Here is a 23,075-nt window from a genome sequence, read left to right on the forward strand (position 1 = left end):
AAGTGGTTCGGTCACCGATTTCCGCGTCAAACATCAAGGCAGGACATGGCTTCCACCAACGACCTGAAGAACGGCCTGGTTCTCAACCTCGACAAGGAGCTGTGGTCCGTCGTTGAGTTCCAGCACGTCAAGCCCGGTAAGGGTCCGGCCTTCGTGCGCACCACGCTGAAGCATGTCCTGACCGGCAAGGTCGTCGACAAGACCTTCAACGCGGGCACCAAGGTCGAGACCGCGACCGTGGACAAGCGCACGATGCAGTACCTGTACCAGGACGGCGACGACTACGTCTTCATGGACCTGGACACCTACGAGCAGATCCACGTCCCCGGCGCGACCGTCGGCGACAACGCGAACTACCTGCTGCCCGAGGCCGAGGCGACCGTCGCGCTGCACGAGGGCGTCCCGCTCTACATCGAGCTGGCGACCAGCGTCTTCGTCGAGGTCACCTACACCGAGCCGGGCCTGCAGGGCGACCGCTCGACCGGCGGCACCAAGCCGGCCACCATCGAGACCGGCGCCACCGTTCAGGTGCCGCTCTTCATCACCACCGGCGAGAAGATCAAGGTCGACACCCGCGACGGCCGCTACCTCGGCCGCAGCTGATGGCGGAAGGTCCCAAGAAGGAACGGCTCGCACGCCGCAAGGCGCGCAAGCGGGCGCTGGACGTGCTCTTCGAAGCGGACATGCGTGATCTCCCGCCGAGCGAGGTGCTGGTCACCTACCTGGACCGGATCGCCAAGCCGCACCCCGAGCACCTGGCGTACGCGATGATCCTGATCGAGGGCGTCGCGAAGCACCTGGACCGCGTCGATGAGCTGATCGCCAGCTACGCCGAGGGCTGGACCATCGACCGGATGCCGGTGGTCGACCGCAACCTGGCCCGGATCGCCGTGTACGAGTTGCTGTACCAGCCGGAGGTCGACGACCCGGTCGCGATCACCGAGGCGGTGGAGCTGGCGAAGGAGATGTCCACCGACGACAGCCCGCGCTTCCTCAACGGCCTGCTGGACCGGATCGCGGCGTTCGCGACGCGCTGACCAGTCCCGGAAACGGCGAAACGGCCTGGACCTATGCGGTCCGGGCCGTTTTTCTCTCGGTGAAAACCGTCGGTGAAACCCGTTGGTGAAAGCCCGCGTCGATCGAGGGGGGCCGACGCGGGCTCTACGGTGAGCCGCCCTCAGGAGGCGAAGAACGCCCGGGGGTCGGCAACCAGAACACCCTGCTCGGTCAGGCGCTCGATCAAGCCCGACGGAGAGATGTCGTAGACGATCGCGAGGGCGCGCAGATCGTCGGCACGGATCGACAGGACGCGGCCGTTGTAGTCGCCGCGCTGCTGCTGGATGGCCCGGGCGTACCGCGCCACGTAGGCGAGGTCCTCACCGGTGGTGTCGTACAGCTTCTCGAGGTCCAGGACGATCTTGTTGGTGGCCTCGAGGCGGATGCCACTGCCATCGGGCAGCAGCTCGGAGACGGGCACACGGTAGAAGTCGGCCAACTCGGCCAGGCGCGATACGGTGACCGCGCGGTCGCCACGCTCGTACGAGCCCACGACGACCGCCTTCCAGCGGCCGTTGGACTTCTCTTCGACGCCCTGCAGGGACAGGCCCTGCTGCTGGCGGATGGAGCGCAGGCGAGCGCCCAGCGACTTCGCGTACTCAGACGGCATTCGGACACTCCCAGTACTGTGCTGGCCCGGAGGGTTCTTCCTCACGGATCGCTACGCTGCGTGACGGTACGGAGTTTGCGACCGCCGGTCAAGTGTTGGTTACCGATGAGTCGCGCGCACCGCACCAAAGTTACCGGCTGTATCCCTCATTGCTGGATTTGTCCGGTCCTGCTCCGGGTCGGGCAGGTCACCATGGTCAACGCTCCGTCCACTGGTAACGTAGCGTCAGCCATCGGAAAGGCCGCCCTCGGGGGCCGTTCCACCTGACGTCCTTTAACGACCCGTCCCGTGAGGCGGGGAAGGAGGTCCGCCGTGGCACAGCCACGCGCAGACGCGCCTAGCAAGATCATTCTGGCGGGGTCCGACCTGCACCGGGTCGTCGACCGCATCGCCCATCAGATCCTCGAGAAGACCTCCGGCGCCACCGGCACCGTCCTGCTCGGCATCCCCACGCGCGGCGTTCCGCTGGCCGAGCGCCTGGCCGCCCGGATACACGCCTTCGAGGGCGTCGAGGTCCCGGTCGGCTCGCTCGACATCACGCTCTACCGCGACGACCTGCGGCTCAAGGCCACCCGCGCGCTCGGCCGGACCGAGCTGCCGCCGAGCGGCATCGACGGCCTGCGGGTCATCCTCGTCGACGACGTGCTCTTCTCCGGCCGCTCGGTCCGGGCCGCGCTGGACGCGCTCAAGGACCTCGGCCGGCCCAGCTCGGTGCAGCTCGCGGTGCTGGTCGATCGCGGTCACCGGCAGTTGCCGATCCGCGCCGACTACGTGGGCAAGAACATCCCGACCGCGCTCAGCGAGAGCGTCAAGGTGGCGCTCACCGAGGTGGACGGCGCCGACGAGGTCCGCCTGATCGGAGGCCTTCAGTGATCAAGCACCTGCGCTCGGCCGCGGACCTGGACGCCGCGACCGCCACCCTGATCCTGGACACCGCGGCCGAGATGGCCGCGCTCTCCGGGCGCGAGGTCAAGAAGCTGCCCGCGCTGCGCGGCCGCACCGTGGTCAACCTCTTCTACGAGGACTCCACCCGGACCCGGATCTCCTTCGAGGCGGCCGCCAAGCGCCTCTCCGCCGATGTGATCAACTTCTCGGCCAAGGGATCCAGCGTCTCGAAGGGTGAGAGTCTCAAGGACACCGCGCTCACCCTGCAGGCGATGGGCGCCGACGCCGTGGTGATCCGTCACTCGGCCAGCGGCGCGCCGCACCGGCTGGCGAACTGGGTCGAGGGCTCCGTGGTGAACGCCGGCGACGGCACCCACGAGCACCCGACGCAGGCGCTGCTGGACGCGTACACGATGCGTTCGCGCCTGGGCCGCCTCGACGGGCTCAAGGTGGCCATCGTGGGCGACGTGCTGCACAGCCGGGTGGCCCGCTCCAACGTGCTGCTGCTGACCACGCTGGGTGCCAAGGTGACCCTGGTCGGCCCGCCCACCCTGATCCCGCTGGACGTGCCGGGCGGCGCTCAGGTCTCCTACGACCTGGACGCCGTGGTGCCGGACAGCGACGTGGTGATGATGCTCCGCGTGCAGACCGAGCGGATGCAGGACTCCTACTTCCCGTCGTCGCGCGAGTACAGCCGTCGCTACGGGCTCGATCTGCGCCGGCTCCAGCGCATGCCGGAGCACGCGATCGTCATGCACCCCGGCCCGATGAACCGCGGGATGGAGATCGCGCCCGAGGTGGCCGACTCGCCCCGCTCCACGATCGTCGAACAGGTCGCCAACGGCGTCAGCGTCCGGATGGCCGTCCTCTACCTGCTCCTGGGAGGCAAGTGATGGCGTACCTGCTCAAGGGCGTCTCGATTCTCGGCGGAAAACCGACCGACCTTTTCATCAACGATGGCGTTATTTCCGACAAATCGGATAAATCCGCGACGGTGATCGACGCGACCGGGCTGGTAGCCCTTCCCGGGCTCGTGGACGTGCACACCCACCTGCGGGAACCCGGCCGCGAGGACGCCGAGACGGTGGAGACCGGCTCGCGGGCCGCCGCGCTCGGCGGGTACACCGCGGTCTGCGCGATGGCGAACACCTCGCCGGTCGCCGACACCGCCGGCGTGGTCGAGCAGGTCTGGCGGCTCGGCCGGGAGGCCGGCCTGGTCGACGTGCAGCCGATCGGTGCGGTCACCGTCGGCCTGGCCGGCAAGCAGATGGCCGAGCTCGGCGCGATGGCCGACTCGGCCGCCGCCGTCCGGATCTTCTCCGACGACGGCTTCTGCGTCGCGGACCCGAAGCTGATGCGCCGGGCCCTGGAGTACGTGAAGGCGTTCGACGGCGTGATCGCCCAGCACGCCGAGGAGCCGCGTCTCACCGAGGGCGCGCAGATGCACGAGGGCGAGGTCAGCGCCCGGCTCGGCCTCACCGGCTGGCCCGCGGTCGCCGAGGAGGCGATCATCGCGCGGGACGTGCTGCTGGCCGAGCACGTCGGTAGCCGCCTGCACGTCTGCCACGTCTCCACCGCCGGGTCGGTCGAGGTGCTGCGCCAGGCCAAGGCGCGCGGCGTCAAGGTCACCGCCGAGGTCACGCCGCACCACCTGCTGCTCACCGACGAGCTCGCTGCGGGCTACGACCCGGTCTTCAAGGTCAACCCCCCTCTGCGTACGGCGGACGACGTGGCCGCGCTCCGGCAGGCGCTCCGCGACGGGGTGATCGACGTGGTGGCCACCGATCACGCTCCGCACGCGGTGCAGGACAAGGAATGCGAGTGGTCGTACGCCCGCCCCGGCATGCTGGGACTGGAGACCGCGTTGCCGATCGTGCTCAGCGTCTTCGGCGAGGACTGGGCTCTGATCGCGGACCGGATGTCGATCGCGCCGGCCCGGATCGCCGGGCTGGACGGGCACGGCGGCGACCTCACCAAGGCCGGTACGCCGGCCAACCTCACGCTGGTGGACCCGTCCGCCCGCTGGGTCGTCGACCCGGCCGGCCTGGCGAGCCGCAGCAGCAACACGCCGTACGCGGGCACCGAGCTGCCGGGTCGCATCGTGGCGACCTTCCTGCGCGGCGAAGCGACGGTTCTGGACGGGAAGGCGGTCAAGTGACCAAGGCGATTCTGGTGCTGGAGGACGGGCGTTCCTTCTCCGGCACGGCATACGGTGCCATCGGCGAGACGTTCGGCGAGGCGGTGTTCACCACCGGCATGACCGGGTACCAGGAGGTCCTCACCGACCCGTCGTTCCACAAGCAGGTCGTGGTGCAGACCGCGCCGCAGATCGGCAACACCGGCGTCAACGACGAGGACGACGAGTCGGACCGGATCTGGGTCTCCGGCTACGTGGTCCGCGACCCGGCCCGCCGCCCGTCGAACTGGCGCGCCACCGGCGACCTGGGCGAGCGGCTCGCCGCCGAGGGCGTCGTCGGGATCAGCGGCATCGACACCCGCGCCCTCACCCGCCACCTGCGCTCACGCGGCGCGATGCGGGTCGGCGTCTCCTCGGTCGACCTGGACCCGCAATCGCTGCTGGAGCGGGTCAAGGGCCAGCCCGAGATGCTCGGCGCCGACCTCTCCGCGCAGGTGACCACCGGCGCGAAGTACACCGTCGCCGCCGAGGGCGCGCACCGCTACACGGTCGCCGCGCTGGACCTGGGCATCAAGCGGAACGTCTCCCGGCGGCTCGCCGCGCGCGGCGTCACCACCCACGTCTTCCCGGCCTCCTCGTCGATCGAGGACCTGCTCGCGGTGAGCCCGGACGCGGTCTTCTTCTCGCCCGGCCCGGGCGACCCGGCCACCGCCGACGGCCCGGTCGCGCTGGCGCGCGAGGTGATGCGCCGCGAGGTGCCGCTCTTCGGGATCTGCTTCGGCAGCCAGATCCTCGGCCGCGCGCTCGGCTTCGGCACCTACAAGCTCGGGTACGGCCACCGCGGCATCAACCAGCCGGTGCTCGACAAGACCACCGGCAAGGTCGAGGTGACCAGCCACAACCACGGTTTCGCCGTGGACGCCCCGATCGGCGAGGTGATCGACACCGAGTTCGGTGGCGTCGAGGTCTCGCACGTCTGCCTGAACGACGACGTGGTGGAAGGCCTGCGGGGCATCGAGGTCCCGGCGTTCACTGTCCAGTACCACCCCGAGGCTGCGGCGGGTCCGCACGACGCGGATTACCTGTTCGACCGGTTCGTGGAACTCGTCGAGAAGAAGGGCTGACCCATGCCGAAGCGTGAAGATCTCAAGCATGTGATGGTGATCGGTTCCGGTCCGATCGTCATCGGCCAGGCCTGCGAGTTCGACTACTCCGGCACCCAGGCGTGCCGGGTGCTGCGCGCCGAGGGGCTGCGCGTCTCGCTGGTCAACTCCAACCCGGCGACGATCATGACCGACCCGGAGTACGCCGACGCCACCTACGTCGAGCCGATCACCCCGGAGTTCGTCGAGCTGGTCATCGCCAAGGAGCGCCCGGACGCGATCCTGCCGACGCTGGGCGGCCAGACCGCGCTGAACACCGCGATCGCGCTGCACGAGAACGGCGTCCTGGAGAAGTACGGCGTCGAGCTGATCGGCGCCAACGTCGAGGCGATCCGCAAGGGCGAGGACCGCCAGCTCTTCAAGGACATCGTGGCGCTCGCCGGTGGCGAGACCCCGCGCTCGCGGGTCTGCCACTCGATGGACGAGGTGCGCGCGACCGTCGCCGAGATCGGCCTGCCGGTCGTCATCCGCCCGTCGTTCACCATGGGCGGCCTCGGCTCGGGCATGGCGCACAACGACGAGGACCTGGAGCGGATCGCCGGTGCTGGCCTGGCCGCCTCCCCGGTCACCGAGGTGCTCATCGAGGAGAGCGTGCTCGGCTGGAAGGAGTACGAGCTCGAGCTGATGCGCGACAAGCACGACAACGTCGTGGTCGTCTGCTCGATCGAGAACGTCGACCCGATGGGCGTGCACACCGGCGACAGCGTCACCGTGGCCCCGGCCATGACGCTCACCGACCGGGAGTACCAGAAGCTGCGTGACCTGGGCATCGCGGTGCTCCGCGAGGTCGGCGTGGACACCGGCGGCTGCAACATCCAGTTCGCGATCAACCCGGACGACGGCCGGATGATCGTGATCGAGATGAACCCGCGGGTCTCCCGCTCCTCGGCGCTGGCCTCGAAGGCGACCGGCTTCCCGATCGCCAAGATCGCCGCGAAGCTCGCCATCGGCTACACGCTCGACGAGATCCCGAACGACATCACCCTGAAGACCCCGGCCGCGTTCGAGCCGGCCCTGGACTACGTGGTGGTGAAGATCCCGCGGTTCGCGTTCGAGAAGTTCCCGAACGCCGACAAGGAGCTCACCACCACGATGAAGTCGGTCGGCGAGGCGATGAGCCTGGGCCGCAACTTCCAGGAGGCGCTCAACAAGGCGATGCGCTCGATGGAGACCAAGGCCGCCGGGTTCTGGACGGCGCCGACGTTCGAGAGCGTGGACGAGGCGCTCGCGGCCCTGCGGGTGCCGCACGACGGGCGGCTCTACACGGTCGAGGCGGCGCTGCGGCTGGGCGCGACCATCGAGCAGGTGCACGAGGCGAGCGGCCGGATCGACCCGTGGTTCCTGGACGAGATCCAGGCGCTGATCGACCTGCGGCAGGAGATCCTGGACGCGGCCGTGCTCGACGAGGAGCTGCTGCGCGTCGCGAAGCGGGCCGGCCTCTCCGACAAGCAGCTCGCCGCGCTCCGGCCCGAACTGGCCGGCGAGGACGGGGTCCGGGCGCTGCGGCACCGGCTCGGCGTCCGGCCGGTCTACAAGACCGTGGACACCTGCGCGGCCGAGTTCGAGGCGAACACGCCGTACCACTACTCGACGTACGACCTCGAGACCGAGGTGGCGCCGAGCGACCGGCCCAAGGTGCTGATCCTCGGCTCCGGGCCGAACCGGATCGGCCAGGGCATCGAGTTCGACTACTCGTGCGTGCACGCGGTGCAGGCGCTGCGGTCAACAACCGTTCCCGGGTTTTCCGGCGAAGCCGGCAAGGAAAACTCTGGCTTCGAGACCGTCATGGTCAACTGCAACCCGGAGACGGTCTCCACCGACTACGACACCGCGGACCGGCTCTACTTCGAGCCGCTCACCTTCGAGGACGTCCTGGAGGTCTTCCACTCCGAGGACACCTCCGGCAAGGCGGCCGGCGGCCCCGGCGTGGTCGGCGTGATCGTCCAGCTCGGCGGGCAGACCCCGCTCGGCCTGGCGAACCGGCTCAAGGCGGCCGGCGTGCCGATCGTCGGCACCTCGCCCGAGTCGATCGACCTGGCCGAGGACCGCGGCCTCTTCGGCGCGCTGCTCGCCGAGAACGGGCTGCGCTCGCCGGACCACGGCACCGCGGTCTCGTTCGAGGAGGCCAAGGCGATCGCCGACACGATCGGGTACCCGGTGCTGGTCCGGCCCTCGTACGTGCTGGGCGGCCGGGGCATGGAGATCGTCTACGACGAGCCGACCCTGGCCGGCTACATCGAGCGGGCCACCGAGATCTCGCCGGACCACCCGGTGCTGGTCGACCGGTTCCTCGACGACGCCATCGAGATCGACGTGGACGCGCTCTGCGACGCCACCGGCGAGGTCTACCTCGGCGGCGTGATGGAGCACATCGAGGAGGCCGGCATCCACTCCGGCGACTCGGCCTGCTCGCTGCCGCCGATCACGCTCGCCGCCTCGCACATGGCCGAGGTGCGCCGTTACACCGAGGCGCTGGCCCGGGGCATCGGCGTGCGCGGCCTGATGAACGTCCAGTACGCCCTCAAGGACGAGACGCTCTACGTCCTGGAGGCCAACCCGCGGGCGTCCCGGACGGTGCCGTTCGTCTCCAAGGCGACCGGCGTCCAGCTGGCCAAGGCGGCCGCCCGGATCATGCTCGGTGCCACCATCGCCGAGCTGCGCGCCGAGGGCGTCCTGCTGGCCGACTCGGACGGCGGCTCGACCCCGGAGAACGCGCCGATCGCGGTGAAGGAGGCGGTGCTGCCGTTCAAGCGGTTCCGCACCCCGGCCGGCAAGGGCGTGGACAGCCTGCTCAGCCCGGAGATGAAGTCGACCGGCGAGGTGATGGGCATCGACGCCGGCTTCGGTGAGGCGTTCGCCAAGTCGCAGGCCGCCGCGTACGGGTCGCTCCCCACCTCCGGCAAGGTCTTCGTCTCGGTGGCGAACCGGGACAAGCGGGCGATGATCTTCCCGATCAAGCGCCTCGCCGACCTGGGCTTCACCATCGTCACCACGGCCGGCACCGGTGAGGTGCTGCGGCGGTACGGCATCGCCTGCGAGGTGGTCCCGAAGCACTACGAGAGCCCGGGCACGAACGCGGTCGAGCTGATCCTGGCCGGCGAGATCGGCCTGATCATCAACACCCCGCAGGGCTCCGGTGCCAGCGCCCGCCTGGACGGGTACGAGATCCGCAGCGCCGCGGTCACCGCGGACACCCCGTGCATCACCACGGTGCCGGGCGCGGCGGCCGCCGTGATGGGCATCGAGGCCCTGATGCGCGGCGACATGAAGGTCCGCCCGCTCCAGGAACTCCACAAGGCGCTCCGGGGCGCCGGCAAATGAGCCTGTTCACCAACGCCGTCCGGCCGGTCCTCTTCCGGCTGGGCGGCGGTGACGCCGAGTCCGCGCACGAGTGGACCCTGCACCGGCTCGCCTCGATGCCGCCGGCCGCCCGCGAGGTGATGCGCCGCCGGTACGCCTTCTCCGCCCCGGTGGAGGTCTTCGGCGTCCGGTTCCCGAACCGGGTCGGCCTGGCCGCCGGGATGGACAAGAACGGTCTCGCGCTGCCCTCCTGGCCGGCCCTCGGGTTCGGCTTCGTCGAGGTCGGCACGGTGACCGCGAAGGCCCAGCCGGGCAACGAGAAGCCGCGCCTGTTCCGCCTCCGGGACAGCGAGGCGATCATCAACCGGATGGGCTTCAACAACGACGGCGCGGCCGCCCTGGCCGCCCGGCTGGCGGAGCTCGGCCCCATCGGTGTCCCGCTCGGGATCTCGCTCGGCAAGTCCAAGGTCACCCCGCTGGACGAGGCGGTCGAGGACTACCTGGAGTCGTACCGGCTGCTGCACCCGTACGCGGACTACATCGCGGTCAACGTCTCCTCGCCGAACACGCCGGGGCTGCGCAGCCTGCAGGACCGGGACTTCCTCACCACCCTGCTGAAGGAGCTCAGCGGGCCGGTGCCGGTGCTGGTGAAGATCGCCCCGGACCTGACCGAGCCGGCCATCGCCGAGCTGCTCGAGGTCTGCCTGGAGCACGGCGCGGCCGGGCTGATCGCGACCAACACCACGCTGGCCCGCGACGGGCTGGCCCCGGGCGACCAGCACCTGGCCGCCGAGGCGGGCGGGCTCTCCGGCAAGCCGCTCACCGAGCGGTCCCGCGCGGTGGTGAAGTTCGTGCACGACGAGACCGGCGGGCGGCTGCCGATCGTCGGCGTCGGCGGGATCATGTCGGCCGACGACGCGTCCCGGCTGCTCGACGCGGGCGCCTCGCTGGTGCAGCTCTACTCCGGGTTCATCTACCGGGGTCCCGACCTGGTCCGGGCGGTCGCCGCCGGGGCCCGTCCCGCGCGCGCTCACGCCGGCCGATGAACCCGGCCGGGCGCGACGATCTGCTTGCGCTCGACCGGGCGCACGTCTGGCATCCGTACGGGCCGATGCCGGGCCGCAGCGACCCCTACCTGGTCACCGGGGCCGACGGGGTCCGGCTGCGGCTGGCCGACGGGCGCGAGCTGATCGACGGGATGTCGTCCTGGTGGGCGGCGATCCACGGGTACCGGCACCCGGTCCTGGACGCCGCCCTCGCCGACCAGGCGAGCCGGATGAGCCACGTGATGTTCGGCGGGCTCACCCACGAACCGGCGATCACCCTGGCCCGGACGCTGGTGGAGATCACGCCGGCGGGCCTGGAGCACGTCTTCCTCTGCGACTCCGGCTCGGTCGGGGTCGAGGTGGCGGTCAAGATGGCGCTGCAGGCCCAGCGGGCGCTCGGGCGGACCGGGCGCCGTCGTCTGGCCACCTGGCGCGGCGGGTACCACGGGGACACGTTCCACCCGATGAGCGTCTGCGACCCCGACGGCGGGATGCACGCGCTCTGGACCGGGGTGCTGCCCGTGCAGATCTTCGCGGACGCGCCGCCGGTGGAGTACGACGAGGCGTACGCGGACTCGCTGCGCGCGCTGATCCGGGAGCACGCGGACGAGATCGCCGCGGTGATCGTGGAGCCGGTCGTGCAGGGGGCCGGCGGGATGCGGTTCCACCATCCGGAGTACCTGCGTGTGCTGCGGGAGGCGACCGCGGCGTACGGGATCTTCCTGATCTTCGACGAGATCGCCACCGGTTTCGGCCGGACCGGTGAGCTCTTCGCGGCCGACCACGCCGGGGTCAGCCCGGACATCATGTGCCTCGGGAAGGCGCTGACCGGCGGGTACCTGACCCTGGCGGCCACCCTGTGCACGGCGGAGGTGGCGTCGGCGATCTCCGCGGGCGAGGGGGGCGGGCTGGCGCACGGGCCGACCTTCATGGGGAACCCGCTCGCGTGTGCGGTCGCCAACGCCTCCGTCGGCCTCTTGAGCGACCAGGGGTGGCGAATGCGCGTACGGGAGAAGGAGAGCGGGCTGAGAGACGGCCTGGAGGCGCTCCGCGGTGCGCGAGGCGTCGCGGACGTGCGTGTCCTGGGCGCGATCGGCGTCGTGCAGCTGGACCATCCGGTGGAGATGGCGCGGGCGACCGCCGCGGCCGTTGCGGAGGGCGTCTGGCTGCGGCCGTTCCGGGACCTGATCTACACCATGCCGCCCTATGTGGCGCAGGAGGCAGACGTGACCCGCATCGTCGCGGGAATCGCCGCCGCGGTGGCGGCAGGCTGACCTATCAATGAGGGAGTGCGCATGAAGAGCTTCGGAGAACGGCTGCACGAGGCGACCGTGAAGAGGGGGCCGCTCTGTGTGGGCATCGATCCGCATGCCGCTCTGCTGGCTCGCTGGGGCCTCTCCGACGATGTGGCCGGCCTGGAACGCTTCGCCCGTACGGTGGTCGACGCGCTGGCCGATCGGGTGGCTGTGCTCAAACCGCAGTCCGCGTTTTTTGAGAGATTTGGGTCACGTGGCATCGCTATTCTTGAGTCAACTATCCGACAGTCTCGCGAGGCCGGAGCCTTGATCCTCCTTGACGTGAAGCGTGGCGACATCGGCTCGACGATGGCCGCGTACGCCTCGGCGTACCTCGATTCGGGCAGCACTCTGCGTGCGGATGCGATTACTGTGAGTCCCTATCTCGGGGTCGGTTCGCTGCAGCCGGCATTCGATCTCGCGACCGAAACGGGCGCCGGAATTTTCGTTCTGGCCCTGACGTCCAACCCGGAGGGGCCGTCCGTGCAACATGCCGTCGCGCCTGGTGGGAAGACCGTCGCGCAGACCGTGATCGACGAGATTTCCCAGCTCAACGCGGGTGCGAGCCCGCTCGGAAGTTTCGGCCTGGTGGTCGGCGCGACGATCGGGGAGACCGGTCATGACCTCTCCGCGGTCAACGGGCCGCTGCTCTCGCCGGGCCTCGGAGCGCAGGGCGGAACGGCCGCCGACCTGCGTTCCGTCTTCGGTGACAGCCTGCACAACGTGTTGCCGTCGTACTCACGCGAAGTTCTCTCGGCGGGGCCCGGGATCGCCGGTCTCCGGGACGCCGCGGACCGTGTTCTGGCAGACTGTCGCACCGCGCTCGGGTGAAACGACCTGCGTAACGGGGTGGCGACCGGGGTACCCCCACGTTGCCGAACGCGCCGATGACCGCTAGTTTTCCCGGCGCCGGGAACCACATGCCCCTTTGGTTCCCTGGCACACCACGTTTCACAGAAGCGCCGGTATTGAACTACCGCCGCGATAGGGACCTGAGGAGAACTGGTGCCGCTCCCGTCACTGAGCCCCGAGCAGCGCGCTGCCGCGCTGGAGAAGGCTGCGGAAGTTCGTAAGGCTCGGGCTGAGCTCAAGGAACAGCTCAAGTCCGGCAAGACCACCCTCGCCGCCGTGCTCGACCGCGCGGAGGGCGACGAGGTCGTCGGCAAGCTGAAGGTCTCGGCCGTGCTTCAGGCGCTGCCGGGCATCGGCAAGATCCGCGCGACTCAGATCATGGAGAAGCTGAAGATCGCCGAGAGCCGCCGGCTCCGGGGTCTCGGCGACCAGCAGCGTAAGGCCCTCCTGGGGGAGTTCGCTGCGAACTGACTCATGGGCTCGTGTAGACATGAGCCGTGAGCATGGATGACGACGCGCGCCCGGCAGCCCGCCTCACCGTTCTGTCCGGCCCCTCGGGGGTCGGTAAGGACAGCGTGATCGAGCTGATCCGGGCGCGCTCGCCTTGGATCAAGTTGTCGGTGTCGGTCACGACGCGCAAGAAACGCGACTACGAGACCGACGGCGAGCACTATCACTTCGTGACCCGGCCCGAGTTCCAGCGCCTGATCGATGGCGGTCAGCTACTGGAGTGGGCGGAATTCGCGGGCAACCTCTACGGCACCCCCCGCGCGCAGGTCGAGGGCTGGCTCCAACAGGGCCGGCCCGTTCTTTTGAAGATCGACCTGCAGGGCGCCCGTCAGGTGCGGGCCTCCACGTCCGACGCCCAGCTGGTCTTCCTCGCCCCGCCGAGCAAGGAGGAGCTCCAGCGCCGCCTGGTCGGCCGGGGCACCGACGACGAGGAGACCATCCGCCGCCGGCTGGCCCACGCGGACGAGGAACTCGCCGCCGAGGCCGAGTTCGACGTCACCGTGGTGAACGACTTCGTCGAGCGTGCGGCCGATGAGCTGGTAGGCTTGCTCGGTTCGTCATTTTTAGCGCCTGCCCAAGCTCACGAGCATTAAGGATTTATCACGTGGGAACTGTCGCCAACCCCGAGGGCATCACCAACCCGCCGATCGACGAGCTGCTCGACAAGACCTCGTCGAAGTACTCGCTGGTGATCTTCGCGGCCAAGCGCGCCCGCCAGGTGAACGCGTACTACAGCCAGCTCGGCGAGGGCCTGTTGGAGTACGTCGGCCCGCTCGTCGAGACCACGCCGCAGGAGAAGCCGCTCTCCATCGCGATGCGTGAGATCAACGCCGGCCTCCTGACCGCTGAGTCGACCGACCAGCCGTAGCTGCAAGGGGGAGACCCCGCGAGAACCCGCCGGTGCCCTCTGTTCGCGAGCGTGAGCAGGGGGCACTGTGGTATCCGTTACTGAATCGTTGTCAAAGGTGAACGCGCGTTGACTGAGGTCGTGTTGGGCGTCTGTGGCGGGATCGCGGCGTACAAGGCCTGCGAGCTGCTGCGGCTGTTCACCGAGTCGGGTCACGGGGTCCGGGTGGTGCCGACCGCCTCCGCGCTGAAGTTCGTCGGCGAGCCGACCTGGGCCGCGCTCTCCGGCCGCCCGGTCGCCACCGAGGTATGGGACGACGCCCACGAGGTGCCGCACGTGCGGATCGGGCGGGCCGCCGAACTCGTCGTGGTCGCGCCGGCCACCGCCGACATCCTCGCCAGGGCCGCGCACGGCATCGCCGACGACCTGCTCACCAACACGCTGCTCACCGCGACCTGCCCGGTGGTCTTCGTGCCGGCGATGCACACCGAGATGTGGGAGAACCCCGCGACCCGGGCCAACGTCGCCACGCTGCGTTCCCGGGGGCTGGCCGTGATGGAGCCGGCCTCCGGTCGCCTGACCGGAAAGGACACCGGCAAAGGCCGACTTCCCGACCCTTCCGAGATCTTCGCGTACGCCCTCCGGGTGCTGCGCCGGGGAGCGTCCGCCGATCTCGCCGGACGCCGTGTCGTGGTGACCGCCGGTGGCACCCGGGAGCCGCTCGACCCGGTCCGCTTCCTCGGTAACCGGTCCTCCGGCAAGCAGGGCTACGCGCTGGCCAGGGTGGCTCTCGCCCGGGGTGCCGAGGTCACGTTGATCGCGGCGAACGTCGCGCTGCCCGCACCGTCCGGGGCCGCCGTCGTGCGGGTCGGCACCACCGAGGAGCTGCGCAGGGCCACGGTCGAGGCGGCGTCCTCGGCGGACGTGGTGGTGATGGCGGCCGCTCCGGCGGACTTCCGTCCCGCGTCCTTCTCGGATCAGAAGATCAAGAAGTCCGACTCCGGCGAGCCGGCCCCCGTCCAGCTGGTGAAAAATCCGGACATCGCCGCCGAACTGGGTTCCGTGAAGCCGGTCGGCCAGGTCCTCGTCGCGTTCGCCGCGGAGACCCACGACGCCCTCGACAACGCCCGGGCCAAGCTGGTCAAGAAACGTGCCGACCTGATCGTCGTTAACGAGGTGGGCGTCGACCGGGTGTTCGGTCAGGACCGCAACACGGTGACCATCCTGGGCGCCGACGGCTCCACCGTGACCGCCGGTGAACTCCCTAAAGACGATGTGGCAGATATGATTTTCGACCACGTCGTGGCACGCCTGGATGCCCAGGTCCGGGACGTCCATGCGGGCTGACTACACTTCCGCGTTACCTGTATTCGACAACTGAGGAGCACCGTGGCACGCCGTCTGTTCACTTCCGAGTCGGTCACGGAAGGCCACCCGGACAAGATCGCTGACCAGATCAGCGACGGGATTCTCGACGCCCTGCTGACCCAGGACCCGCGGAGCCGTGTCGCGGTCGAGACCCTGATCACCACCGGCCAGGTGCACGTAGCGGGCGAGGTCACCACCCAGGCCTACGCCGACATCCCCAAGATCGTGCGGGACACCATCCTGGCGATCGGTTACGACTCGTCGAAGAAGGGCTTCGACGGCGCGTCCTGCGGCGTGAGCGTCTCGATCGGCTCGCAGTCGCCGGACATCGCCCAGGGCGTCGACTCGGCGATCGAGCTGCGCGAGGGCGACTCGGAGCACATCCTCGACCAGCAGGGCGCCGGCGACCAGGGCATGATGTTCGGCTTCGCCTGCTCGGAGACCCCCGAGCTGATGCCGCTGCCGATCGCGCTGGCCCACCGTCTGGCCCGCCGGCTCTCCGCGGCGCGTAAGGACGGCACGATTCCGTACCTGCGCCCGGACGGCAAGACCCAGGTCACCATCGAGTACGACGGGCTGCGCCCGGTCCGCCTCGACACCGTCGTGGTCTCCTCGCAGCACGCCGCGGACATCTCCCTGGAGTCGCTGCTGACCCCGGACGTCCGCGAGCACGTGATCGCGCCCGAGCTGGAGGGCCTCGGCCTGGACACCGAGGGCTACCGCCTGCTGGTGAACCCGACCGGCCGCTTCGAGATCGGCGGCCCGATGGGCGACGCCGGCCTGACCGGTCGCAAGATCATCGTCGACACCTACGGCGGGTACGCCCGGCACGGCGGCGGCGCGTTCTCCGGCAAGGACCCGTCCAAGGTCGACCGCTCCGCGGCGTACGCGATGCGCTGGGTCGCCAAGAACGTGGTCGCCGCCGGTCTGGCCGAGCGCTGCGAGACCCAGGTCGCCTACGCGATCGGCAAGGCCCACCCGGTCAGCCTCTTCGTCGAGACGTTCGGCACCGAGAACGTCCCGGTCGAGCGGATCGAGAAGGCCATCAAGGAGGTCTTCGACCTGCGCCCGGCCGCGATCATCCGCGACCTGGAGCTGCTGCGCCCGATCTACCAGCAGACGGCGGCGTACGGCCACTTCGGCCGCGAGCTGCCCGAGCTGAAGTGGGAGAGCACCGACCGCGCCCAGGACCTGAAGAACGCCGCTTCCTGATCCCGGTTCGGCTCCCTGCCGGAGCCGCCTCCGGGCCGCTGTTCGGCTCACCGCTCGACAGAAGCCGGCACCCCACGTGGGGTGCCGGCTTCTTCGTGTCCGCCGCGGCCGCTCCTGACCGCCGCGTGCTTGCCGGCGCCGGCGCATGTCATCTCCGGGCGATTCCGTGGCTGAGTGCCGGCCGGGGTGGTGGGCTGCGGTTGCGGCCGGCGGTGGGCGTGGAACGGGCGGCGGGTTTCGTGGCCGAGTGCCGGCTGGGGTGGGGCGCGGCAGGCGGTGGGCGTACGGGAGAAATGGGGTTCAAAAGGCACTGGAGGGGAGCGGCATCGAAGTGGGGTGATCCGGAGGCGGGGGGATTTGCGTGTCTGTTCGCATGAGAGTCATGGGTGGGATGGGCGGCTACTCTTCGGCGATGACGGCTGTCCGAGGTGAACGGCTGTTTCTGGTGCGGCATGCGATGCCCGCGGTCGATCCGGGGGTTCCGGCCGAGCAGTGGCAGCTGGCGCAGGAGAGCAGGGTGGCGGCCCGGCTGATCAGGTTGCACGTTCAACATCCGGCCTACTACGTGGCGAGCACCGAGCCCAAGGCGGCGCAGACGATGCAGGAGATCGCGGGTGCGCAGCGGGTGGTGACCGATCCGGATCTCACCGAGGTGCACCGGCCGCACGTGTGGCTCACCGATGACGAGTATCAGGCGGCGATGCTGGCCTACCTGAGCGGGGAGTGCCCGGACGGCTGGGAGAGCCACGACCGGGTGATCGAGCGGTTCGACGCGGCGGTGATACGGCACGCGGCGGCGGCTGCCGAGCACGGGCGGACGCTGGTGATCGGGACGCACGGGCTGGCCCCGACGGTCTGGATGGCCAGCCGGTACCCGCTCGATCCGGACCCGGTGCGTTTCTGGGCGGGGCTGCGGTTCCCGGACATCCTGGAGATCGACCTGGTCGGCGAGACGGTGAGCTGCCTCGCACACTGACGCGGTATCCACAGCGCGGCGGCGGCGTCGGCGAAGTGTCGGACCCGGCGGGCAGAATGTTCGGCGATGGGTACCAAGGGCGCACGTGCGGAGCGGGAACCGGCCGAGAGGCTGCCGGTCGCCCGGGTGTGCGTCGATGTGCCGCTGCCGCATCTCGATCGGCCGTTCGACTATCTCGTCGCGGCCGAGGACGACGAGGCCGCCCAGCCGGGGGTCCGGGTCAAGGTGCGGTTCGCCGGGCAGCAGGTGAGCGGGTTCCTGCTGGAGCGGGCCGAGGCGTCCGGGCATCAGGGGAGGCTGGCCTACCTGGAGAGGGTCGTCTCGGCGGAACGGGTGCTCGATCCGGAGATCGTCCGGCTGGCGCGGGCGGTCGCCCAGCGGTATGCGGGGAGCCTCACCGACGTGCTGCGGCTCGCGGTGCCACCCCGGCACGCACGGGTCGAGGCGCAGGCGGTGCCCGTCGTGGAGACCCCGGAGTCCGGCGGCGACCCGCCACCGGCGCCGGGCGGGTGGGATGCCTACCCGGCCGGGCCGCCCTATCTGCGGGCTCTGGAGGAGGGGCGGGCGGCCCGGGCGGTCTGGTCGGCGCTCCCCGGTGAGCAGTGGCCGGCGCGGATCGCCGAGGCGGCCGCCGCCACCGTGCGGGGCGGGCGGGGCGTCGTCATCGTCGTCGCCGACGCCCGTGACCTGGACCGGGTCGACCGGGCGCTCGAGGCGGTGCTCGGTGCCGGGCGGCACGTCGCGCTGAACGCCGCGCTCGGGCCGGCCGAGCGCTACCGCCGGTTCCTCGCGGCGAGCCGGCATCGCGTGCCGGTGGTGGTCGGCACCCGGGCGGCCGTGTGGGCGCCGGTCGCGCGGCTCGGGCTGGTGGTGATCTGGGACGACGGGGACGACGTGCACGCCGAGCCGCGGACGCCGTACCCGCACGCCCGCGAGGTGCTGCTCACCCGGGCCCAGCTGGCCGACTGCGCGGCGCTCGTCGGCGGCTTCGCGCGGACCGGGGAGGCCCAGCTGCTCCTGGAGACCGGCTGGGCGCGGGAGATCGCCGCGGACCGGGTCGTGCTGCGGCGGCGCTCGCCCGGGATGGCGCCGACCGGGGACGACCCGCAGTTGGCCCGGGACCCGGGTGCGGTCAGCGCCCGGCTGCCCAGCCTCTGCTGGCAGACCGCACGGCAGGCGCTCCAGGCGGGTGCCCCGGTGCTGGTCCAGGTGCCCCGGCGGGGCTATCTGCCCTCGGTGGCGTGCGCCGAGTGCCGTACGCCGGCGCGCTGCCCGCACTGTGCCGGGCCGCTCGGCCTCTCCGGGGCGCGGGACGTGCCCGTCTGCCACTGGTGCGGGCGGGCGTCGGCGGCCTACTCCTGCCCGGCCTGCGGGGCGCAGCGGCTGCGAGCCTCGGTGACGGGGGCCCGGCGTACCGCGGAGGAGCTGGGACGGGCGTTCCCCGGTGTGCCGGTCCGCACGTCGGGGCGGGACGAGATCTTGACCACGGTGCCCGCCGAGGCCGCCGTGGTGGTCGCCACACCGGGCGCCGAGCCGGTCGCCGAGGGCGGGTACGGCGCGGTCCTGCTGCTCGACACCTGGGCGCTGCTGAGCCGCTCGGATCTGCGGGCCGCCGAGGAGACCATGCGGCGCTGGCTGAACGCCTCCGCGCTGGCCCGGCCGGCGCCGGAGGGCGGCCGGGTGATCGTGGTGGCGGACGGCTCGCTCGCCCCGGTGCAGGCGCTGCTGCGCTGGGACCCGGGCTGGTTCGCCGCCCGTGAGCTGGCCGAACGCCGCGAGCTGGGCTTCCCGCCCGCGGCCCGGATGGCGAGCGTCACCGGGCAGCCGGAGGCGGTCGCCGACCTGCTCGCGCTGGCCCGGCTGCCCGAGGAGACCGAGATCCTCGGGCCGGTGCCGGTGGACGAGAGGGACGGCGCGGGCCCGGCGCAGGAGCGGATGCTGCTGCGGGTCGGCCGGGGGCGGGCGGCGGCTCTGGCGCACGCGTTGCACGAGGCCGCGGGCGTGCGCAGCGCCAAGAAGGCCGCGCTGTCCGTCCGGATACAGGTGGACCCGGCCGACCTCTTCTGAATCCGTAGGATGGTCGGGTGCCGTTCCCGAGAATCAGGAGTTCCGCCGCGTGACCGTCCAGCCCATCCGACTCTTCGGCGATCCGGTGCTGCGCTCACCCGCCGATCCCGTGGTCGACTTCGACAAGGAACTGCGCAACCTGGTCAAGGACCTCGTCGAGACGATGCTGGACGAGGGCGGGGCCGGACTGGCGGCGCCGCAGCTCGGCGTCGGCCTGCGCGTGTTCACCTTCGACGTGGACGAGGTGGTCGGGCACATCGTCAACCCGGTGCTCTCCTTCCCGGACGACGAGGAGCAGGACGGCCCCGAGGGCTGCCTCTCCATCCCCGGCGTCTACATCGACACCAAGCGCCGCCAGAACGTGGTGGCGAACGGCTTCACCGAGCACGGCGAGCCGGTACAGCTGGTCGGCACCGGCCTGATGGCCCGCTGCGTGCAGCACGAGACGGACCACCTGGACGGGGTGCTCTTCCTGGACCGGCTGGACGCGGCCTCCCGCAAGGACGCGATGAAGCAGATCCGCTCCGCCGAGTGGTACGACGCGGGCCGGCCCCCGACGATCAAGGAGTCCCCGCACGGCCGGGGCATCTTCGGCGTGGGGCGGTGAGCTGATGCGCCTGGTCTTCGCCGGCACGCCCGAGGTGGCGCTGCCCAGCCTGGACGCGATCGCCGCGTCCGGCCACGAACTGCTCGCCGTGGTCACCCGCCCGGACGCCCCGGCCGGTCGTGGCCGCCGCCTGGTCCGGTCGCCCGCCGGGGCCTGGGCCGACGAGCGGGGCATCGAGGTGCTCACCCCGGAACGACCCCGGGAGCCCGAATTCCAGCAGCGGCTGCGCGAGCTGGCGCCGGACTGTGTGCCCGTGGTGGCGTACGGCGCGCTGGTCCCGCCCACCGCGCTGGAGATCCCCAAGAACGGCTGGATCAACCTGCACTTCTCGCTGCTGCCCGCCTGGCGCGGCGCCGCGCCGGTGCAGCACGCGGTCCTGCACGGTGACGAGGTGACCGGCGCCAGCGTCTTCGAGCTGGAGGCGGGGCTGGACACCGGCCCGGTCTACGGCACGGTCACCGATCAGATCCGCTTCAACGACACCTCCGGCGACCTGCTGCACCGGCTGGCCCGGGAGGGCGCCGGTCTGCTCGTCGCGGTGCTGGACGCGATCGAGGCGGGCACCGCGCGGGCGCACCCGCAGCCGCACGACGGGATCACGTTCGCACCGAAGGTGACGGCCGAGGACGCCCGTGTCCGCTGGACCGACCCGGCCTTCGCGGTCGACCGGCGGATCCGGGCCTGCACCCCGGCGCCCGGTGCGTGGACCACGCTCCGCGACGACCGGATCAAACTGGGACCGGTGCGCCCGATCGCGAACGCTCCGCATCTGGAGCCGGGCGAGTTGCGGGTGGAACGCACCCAGGTACTGGCCGGTACGGCGACCACCCCGGTGCAGCTGGGTGAGGTACGCGCGGCCGGCAAGAAGCCGATGAAAGCCACCGACTGGGCACGCGGACTGCGGCTCGAAGCAGGGGAGAAGCTGGCGTGACGGAACATCGGGCCTCCAGGCCACACGGCGCCGGCCCCCGCCGGCCGGCCGGGCCGGGCCACCCCCGCGACGCCCGCAGCGGGCGCGCACCCCGGGCCGGGCGGCCGCCGTCCGACCCGGCACGCCAGGCCGCGTACGAGGCGATCGCCGCGGTGCACCGGGACGACGCGTACGCGAACCTGGTGCTCTCCGACATCCTGGACGGGCTGAACCTGCACGGACGGGACGCGGCGTTCGCCACCGAGCTGACCTACGGCACCCTGCGCGCGCTCGGCACCCTCGACAAGATCGTGGCGTCCGCGGCCGGCCGCGAGGTGGCCCGGATCGACCCGCCGGCCCGGGACGCGCTGCGCCTCGGGGCGTACCAGCTGCTCTACACCCGGGTGCCGTCGCACGCCGCGGTGAACCAGACGGTCGACCTGGTCCGCTCGGTGGCGCCGGGCGCGTCCGGCTTCGCCAACGCGGTGATGCGGACCATCTCGGAGACGCCGCTGGAGCAGTGGCTGGAGCGGGTCGCCCCGTCGTACGAGGACGACCCGATCGGGAACCTGGCGGTGCATCACCACCACCCCGAGTGGGTCATCCGGGCGTTCGCCGAGTCGCTCGGCGGTGACCTGGAGGACACCGCGCGCCTGCTGATCGAGGACAACCAGCCGCCGGCCGTGCACCTCTGCGCACGCCCGGGCCGGGCCGACGCGGTCGAGCTGGCCGACGAGGTCGACGGGGTGCCGGGTGCCTTCTCGCCGTACGCGGTCTATCTGAACGGCGGCGCGCCGCGCAATCTGGCCGCCATCCGCCAGGGCCGCGCCCACGTGCAGGACGAGGGCTCCCAGCTGGTCGCCGCGGCGCTGCTGGCCGCGCCGATCGAGGGGCGGGACACCCGCTGGCTGGACCTTTGCGCCGGCCCGGGCGGCAAGACCGGCCTGATCGGCGCGATCGCCGCCGGGCGGGGCGCCGAGGTGACCGCGGTCGAGGTGGCCGAGCACCGGGCCCGCCTGGTCGAGCAGGCCACCGAGGGGATGCCGGTCACGGTCTTCCCGATGGACGGCCGTTCGGTGGGCCGCGACCCGGACCTGCCGGAGGAGTCCTTCGACCGGGTCCTGGTGGACGCGCCGTGCACCGGTCTCGGCTCGCTGCGCCGCCGGCCCGAGTCGCGCTGGCGCCGTCAGCCGGCCGACCTGCCGCCGCTGACCAAGCTCCAGCGTGAGCTGCTGGTCGCGGCGCTGCGGGCGGTCCGGCCGGGTGGCGTGGTGGCGTACGTGACCTGCTCCCCGCACATGGTGGAGACCCAGGTGACGGTGAGCGAGGGTGCCCGGCGCAGCGGCGTCGAGGTCGACTTCGTGGACGCGCGGCCGCTGCTGCCGCCGGGGATGCCGGGCCTCGGCCCCGGGCCGACCGTCCAGCTGTGGCCGCACCGGCACGGCACCGACGCGATGTTCCTGGCGGTCCTGCGCCGGACCGGCTGACGGGGTTGTCCACGAGGGTGCTCGGTGCGGCGTCTTACACTGGCGCGGTGACACCACCGCCGATCATCGCGCCGAGCATCCTCGCCTCCGACTTCTCCCGCCTGGCGGAGGAGGTGCGCCGCATCGAGGGCGCGGCCGACTGGGCACACGTCGACGTCATGGACAACCACTTCGTGCCGAACCTGACGATCGGCCTCCCGGTGGTGCAGAGCCTGCGCAAGGCGACCGTGATCCCGTTCGACGTGCACCTCATGATCACCGATCCGGAGCGGTGGGCGCCCGGGTACGCCGAGGCGGGGGCGTACAACGTGACGTTCCACGCGGAGGCCTCCGAGGACCCGGTGGCGCTCGCGAAGACGCTGCGCGCGGCGGGTGCCAAGGCCGGGCTGGCGATCGACCGGGACACGCCGGTCGAGCCGTACCTGGAGCTCCTGCCGTACTTCGACACCGTGCTGATCATGACGATCAAGGCCGGGTTCGGCGGCCAGTCGTTCATGCCGGAGCTGCTCGGCAAGGTGCGCGACGTCCGGCGCCGGGTGCAGGTCGGCGACCTGGACGTCCGGATCGAGGTGGACGGCGGCATCGCGGCCGACACCATCGAGCAGGCGGCCGAGGCGGGCGCCGACGCGTTCGTCGCGGGCACCGCCGTCTATGGGGCTGCCGATCCGGCGGAGGCGGTGCGTAAGCTTCGGGCACTGGCCGCCAACCGCATGGGGACGTGATGTGAGTACTGCCGAGCCGGGGCCC

22 protein-coding genes are annotated in these 23,075 nt (G+C 71.3%); 21 read left to right on the plus strand and 1 reads right to left on the minus strand.

Annotated features, from left to right (window positions below; translation table 11 throughout):
* Nucleotides 1–45 precede the first annotated feature (45 nt).
* Complete coding sequence (efp, locus tag AB0M08_RS14640; RefSeq protein WP_364492645.1) at nt 46–603, plus strand: elongation factor P; 558 nt, start codon at nt 46–48, stop codon at nt 601–603.
* Complete coding sequence (nusB, locus tag AB0M08_RS14645) at nt 603–1,037, plus strand: transcription antitermination factor NusB (protein WP_364492647.1); 435 nt, start codon at nt 603–605, stop codon at nt 1,035–1,037. Before efp ends, nusB begins: the two co-directional genes overlap by 1 nt.
* A gap of 140 nt (nt 1,038–1,177) precedes the next feature.
* Here nusB and AB0M08_RS14650 read toward each other — a convergent pair whose 3' ends face one another.
* The gene (locus AB0M08_RS14650) at nt 1,178–1,666 is read right to left on the minus strand and encodes a transcriptional regulator (protein WP_014446326.1); all 489 of its coding nucleotides are present in this window, start codon (nt 1,664–1,666) and stop codon (nt 1,178–1,180) included.
* Nucleotides 1,667–1,978: 312 nt separating this feature from the next.
* Here AB0M08_RS14650 and pyrR point away from each other — a divergent pair, with 312 nt between their 5' ends.
* The 19 genes from pyrR (at nt 1,979) to rpe (ending at nt 23,050) form a co-directional block, all read left to right on the plus strand.
* A complete protein-coding gene (pyrR, locus tag AB0M08_RS14655; RefSeq protein WP_364492649.1) occupies nt 1,979–2,539 on the plus strand; it encodes a bifunctional pyr operon transcriptional regulator/uracil phosphoribosyltransferase PyrR in 561 nt (186 codons plus the stop codon).
* The gene (locus AB0M08_RS14660; protein WP_364492651.1) at nt 2,536–3,444 is read left to right on the plus strand and encodes an aspartate carbamoyltransferase catalytic subunit; all 909 of its coding nucleotides are present in this window, start codon (nt 2,536–2,538) and stop codon (nt 3,442–3,444) included. The genes pyrR and AB0M08_RS14660 overlap by 4 nt, the downstream gene beginning before the upstream one ends.
* The gene (locus AB0M08_RS14665) at nt 3,441–4,709 is read left to right on the plus strand and encodes a dihydroorotase (protein ID WP_364492653.1); all 1,269 of its coding nucleotides are present in this window, start codon (nt 3,441–3,443) and stop codon (nt 4,707–4,709) included. Before AB0M08_RS14660 ends, AB0M08_RS14665 begins: the two co-directional genes overlap by 4 nt.
* Nucleotides 4,706–5,812 carry a glutamine-hydrolyzing carbamoyl-phosphate synthase small subunit gene (carA, locus tag AB0M08_RS14670; RefSeq protein ID WP_364492655.1) on the plus strand — a complete coding sequence of 369 codons (1,107 nt, stop codon included), beginning with the start codon at nt 4,706–4,708 and terminating at the stop codon, nt 5,810–5,812. Before AB0M08_RS14665 ends, carA begins: the two co-directional genes overlap by 4 nt.
* A gap of 3 nt (nt 5,813–5,815) precedes the next feature.
* Nucleotides 5,816–9,172 carry a carbamoyl-phosphate synthase large subunit gene (gene carB, locus AB0M08_RS14675; protein ID WP_364492657.1) on the plus strand — a complete coding sequence of 1,119 codons (3,357 nt, stop codon included), beginning with the start codon at nt 5,816–5,818 and terminating at the stop codon, nt 9,170–9,172.
* Nucleotides 9,169–10,197 (plus strand): quinone-dependent dihydroorotate dehydrogenase, encoded by a 1,029-nt coding sequence (locus tag AB0M08_RS14680; RefSeq protein ID WP_364492659.1) that lies wholly within the window; start codon nt 9,169–9,171, stop codon nt 10,195–10,197. Before carB ends, AB0M08_RS14680 begins: the two co-directional genes overlap by 4 nt.
* Nucleotides 10,194–11,471: an adenosylmethionine--8-amino-7-oxononanoate transaminase gene (locus AB0M08_RS14685; RefSeq protein ID WP_364492661.1), complete on the plus strand. Its 1,278-nt coding sequence runs from the start codon at nt 10,194–10,196 to the stop codon at nt 11,469–11,471. Before AB0M08_RS14680 ends, AB0M08_RS14685 begins: the two co-directional genes overlap by 4 nt.
* Nucleotides 11,472–11,492: 21 nt before the next feature.
* Nucleotides 11,493–12,323: an orotidine-5'-phosphate decarboxylase gene (pyrF, locus tag AB0M08_RS14690; RefSeq protein ID WP_364492662.1), complete on the plus strand. Its 831-nt coding sequence runs from the start codon at nt 11,493–11,495 to the stop codon at nt 12,321–12,323.
* A 174-nt stretch (nt 12,324–12,497) separates the two neighbouring features.
* Nucleotides 12,498–12,815: an integration host factor, actinobacterial type gene (gene mihF / locus AB0M08_RS14695; RefSeq protein ID WP_067705076.1), complete on the plus strand. Its 318-nt coding sequence runs from the start codon at nt 12,498–12,500 to the stop codon at nt 12,813–12,815.
* A gap of 32 nt (nt 12,816–12,847) precedes the next feature.
* Nucleotides 12,848–13,447 (plus strand): guanylate kinase, encoded by a 600-nt coding sequence (gene gmk / locus AB0M08_RS14700; RefSeq protein ID WP_364492888.1) that lies wholly within the window; start codon nt 12,848–12,850, stop codon nt 13,445–13,447.
* An 11-nt stretch (nt 13,448–13,458) separates the two neighbouring features.
* Nucleotides 13,459–13,722, plus strand: a complete 264-nt coding sequence (gene rpoZ, locus AB0M08_RS14705; protein WP_364492664.1) for a DNA-directed RNA polymerase subunit omega — start codon at nt 13,459–13,461, stop codon at nt 13,720–13,722.
* Between the two features lie 108 nt (nt 13,723–13,830).
* Nucleotides 13,831–15,048, plus strand: a complete 1,218-nt coding sequence (coaBC, locus tag AB0M08_RS14710; RefSeq protein WP_364492666.1) for a bifunctional phosphopantothenoylcysteine decarboxylase/phosphopantothenate--cysteine ligase CoaBC — start codon at nt 13,831–13,833, stop codon at nt 15,046–15,048.
* Between the two features lie 42 nt (nt 15,049–15,090).
* Entirely contained in the window at nt 15,091–16,281 is a 1,191-nt protein-coding gene (gene metK, locus AB0M08_RS14715; protein WP_364492668.1) for a methionine adenosyltransferase, read from the plus strand.
* A gap of 412 nt (nt 16,282–16,693) precedes the next feature.
* Entirely contained in the window at nt 16,694–17,257 is a 564-nt protein-coding gene (locus tag AB0M08_RS14720) for a histidine phosphatase family protein (RefSeq protein ID WP_364492670.1), read from the plus strand.
* 66 nt (nt 17,258–17,323) lie between these two features.
* Nucleotides 17,324–19,324 carry a primosomal protein N' gene (locus tag AB0M08_RS14725; protein WP_364492672.1) on the plus strand — a complete coding sequence of 667 codons (2,001 nt, stop codon included), beginning with the start codon at nt 17,324–17,326 and terminating at the stop codon, nt 19,322–19,324.
* A 49-nt stretch (nt 19,325–19,373) separates the two neighbouring features.
* Entirely contained in the window at nt 19,374–19,931 is a 558-nt protein-coding gene (gene def, locus AB0M08_RS14730) for a peptide deformylase (RefSeq protein ID WP_364492674.1), read from the plus strand.
* Nucleotides 19,932–19,935: 4 nt separating this feature from the next.
* On the plus strand, nt 19,936–20,862 hold the full coding sequence (gene fmt / locus AB0M08_RS14735; protein WP_364492676.1) for a methionyl-tRNA formyltransferase: 927 nt from the start codon (nt 19,936–19,938) through the stop codon (nt 20,860–20,862).
* Nucleotides 20,859–22,328 (plus strand): transcription antitermination factor NusB, encoded by a 1,470-nt coding sequence (locus AB0M08_RS14740; protein WP_364492678.1) that lies wholly within the window; start codon nt 20,859–20,861, stop codon nt 22,326–22,328. The genes fmt and AB0M08_RS14740 overlap by 4 nt, the downstream gene beginning before the upstream one ends.
* A 47-nt stretch (nt 22,329–22,375) precedes the next feature.
* Nucleotides 22,376–23,050 carry a ribulose-phosphate 3-epimerase gene (gene rpe, locus AB0M08_RS14745; protein ID WP_364492680.1) on the plus strand — a complete coding sequence of 225 codons (675 nt, stop codon included), beginning with the start codon at nt 22,376–22,378 and terminating at the stop codon, nt 23,048–23,050.
* The last annotated feature ends 25 nt before the right edge of the window (nt 23,051–23,075 follow it).

Origin of the sequence: Actinoplanes sp. NPDC051851 (assembly GCF_040681165.1) — a bacterium.
In the GTDB taxonomy this organism is placed as follows: domain Bacteria; phylum Actinomycetota; class Actinomycetes; order Mycobacteriales; family Micromonosporaceae; genus Actinoplanes.